The organism is Roseateles sp. P5_B10, assembly GCF_056400485.1.
Genome location: NZ_JBFULE010000907.1, coordinates 1 through 1,991, shown reverse-complemented (window position 1 = coordinate 1,991; position 1,991 = coordinate 1). Strand labels below are relative to the sequence as shown.

1 protein-coding gene is annotated in these 1,991 nt (G+C 66.5%); it reads right to left on the bottom strand.

The genetic code is table 11. From position 1 onward, the window contains the following. Positions 1-55: 55 nt before the first annotated feature. Positions 56-1,991 (bottom strand): TonB-dependent receptor domain-containing protein (locus tag AC1DU6_RS29095; protein WP_477861427.1); only part of this gene is annotated, 1,936 nt, incomplete at its 5' end.

Below are 1,991 nucleotides of genomic sequence, written 5' to 3'. Positions count from 1 at the left end.
GATTTGCGGTGGCGCCAACAGCGCTGTTGAAACGCTGTTGACGGATCGACAGCGCTTACAACCTGGCCATGAACTGGATGCCCACGCTGCGCGGGATGGCCGGCGTGTAGCTGGTGCTGCTGATGGAGCGCACCGTGTCGTCGTTGAACAGGTTCTTGACGATCAGGCTGACGTTGAAGCTCTTGTTGCGCGTGCCGAAGCCGATGCCGGCGTCCACCGTCGTGCTCTTGGGCACGATGGAATAGGCCGAGAGGCTGACGTCCGAGTAGTAGGACGAAGAGAAGGCCACGTTGCCGGTGTAGTTGATCTCCTTGTCGCCCCAGACCGGCTGGCGGTAGTCCACGCCGATGTTGCCGGTGTACTTGGCCGCGCCCGCCAGGGGCCGGCCGCTGATGTCGGTATAGGGCGCGGAGCCGGGGTAGGCGTCCTCGATGCGCTGGGCGGCGTTCGGGAAGGACTTGTACTTGGCGTCGTTGTAGGCGGCCGAGAAGCGCACCGTCAGGTCGCGGATGCCGCCGTAGACGCCGTCGATCTCCAGGCCCTTGACCTCGACCTTGGGCGCGTTGCCGGTGGCGCTGGTGTAGTAGCGGGTGCCGTCGTTGGTCTGCGTCGTCGTGTAGACGTCCAGCACGCGCACGCTCTGCTGGTAGTTCTTGATGCGGGTCTGGAAGACGTCGGCGTTCAGGATCAGCGTCTTGTTGAACAGCGCCGACTTGAAACCCAGCTCGAAGCTGTCGGTCTTCTCGGGTTCGACGGGCGAGGACACGCCGTTGACGAACTGCGCGATGCCAGCCTTCTCGCCGTGTTGCAGCGAGGCATAGCCGGTCAGGTCGCGGTTGAACTTGTAGCTCGGGCTCAGCACCCAGGCCGGTTGCGTCTTCTTGAAGGGCTCGGCCTCGGTGGTGGGGAAGAGCACGCCGATGTTGGCCTGGCGGATTGCCTTGGCATCGGCGACCTGGCGGCGTTGCGCGGCGCTCAGGGCAGCGTAGGTCGGCACGTTGAAGTACTTGGCCGCCGTGGCGTTGGCCAGCGCGATCTGCTCGGCCGTGTTGCCGGCGGCGAGGTCGCCCGTCGCGTTGGTGGCGAAGCCGCCCAGGGCGACGCCGTTGACGCTGACCGGGTTCAGCTCGGGCGCGCTGCCGTCGCTGGTGATGCGGCTGGTGCCGGTGTTGCGGCGGTCCTCGCGCGTCAGGCGGGCGCCGGTGGTCAGCGTCAACGCCTCGCTGAGGTGCCAGTTGGCCTGGGCAAAGATGGCCGCGCTCTTGTTGCGGATGTCCTGCACGCCGGTCGGGCTGTTGTAGGAGGCCTTCACATTGGCCAGGCTGTTGCGCAGCAGGTCGCGGCCGGCGGCGTCGGCGTCCAGTCGGGCGTACTGCGCGTTGTTGGCGAACCAGGCGCCGGCGTCGTTGCCCCACCAGCGGCGGTAGTCAGCGGTGTTGTCCACCTTGATGAAGTACAGGCCCGCCTGGTAGTCGACGAAGCCACCGGGCGCGGAGGTCAGGCGCAGCTCCTGCGTGGCCTGGCGGTAGTCGTTCCAGAAACCGCCGGCATTGCGATAAACGTCGAAAGGCGTCGCGTCGTCGTTCACCGCGTCGAAGTGATAGCTCTTGTAGGCGGTGATCGACGTCAGCGTGTGGCTGCCGAGCTGCCAGTTCAGGTCGGCTGTGGCGCCCGAGCTGCCCGTCACCAGCGGGCGCACCGAGTCGGTGGTCAGCAGGTTCTGGTAGTCGGCGAGGGAATAGCCGGTGTTGTCCTTGAACCAGCGGCGGCCCAGGCGCTGCTCGTTGGTCACCGTCGTGATGGGGGCGCCGTTGGAGTAGGTCGTCGGCGGGTTGATGACGGGGAAGCTGCGGCCGTTGGTCGTCTCGCCGGCGCGCGGCTGCAGGTCGAAGGCGAAGCGGGCCTTGAAGTCCGGCGAGGGCGTGACGAGGAACTGCACGCGGCCGGAGATGCGGTCGGTGTTCGTGTAGCTGATGTCGCGGTTGTAGGCG